Source organism: Streptococcus suis (assembly GCF_002964045.1).
Taxonomy (GTDB): domain Bacteria; phylum Bacillota; class Bacilli; order Lactobacillales; family Streptococcaceae; genus Streptococcus; species Streptococcus suis_U.
On the sequence record NZ_POPB01000295.1, the window covers coordinates 1 to 291 of the forward strand.

At 33.0% G+C, this 291-nt stretch carries 1 protein-coding gene; it reads left to right on the forward strand.

Annotated elements, in window-relative coordinates:
• Positions 1-291 (forward strand): helicase HerA domain-containing protein (locus tag C1E99_RS04235; protein ID WP_153060159.1); only part of this gene is annotated, 291 nt, incomplete at both ends.

Sequence of the window (291 nt, forward strand, 5' to 3'; positions counted from 1 at the left end):
AATCATATAGCAATAGCAGGAAATTCAGGTTCTGGAAAATCATATTTTTTGGTCTACCTCTTAAATATTCTAAAAAGAACTTCTGATTTAATTGTAGTTGATCCTAAATTTTCGAAACCTAGTATCTGGTGTCGAGAGAATCAAGTAGCAGTCATTCATCCTCAAGAAAACCGCTCCAAATCAGACTTTGTTTCACAAGTAAATGAACAATTGAGTCAATGTGTACAGCTCATTCATAAACGACAAGCTATTTTATATGAAAATCCACATCACCTATTCTCTCATTTAACC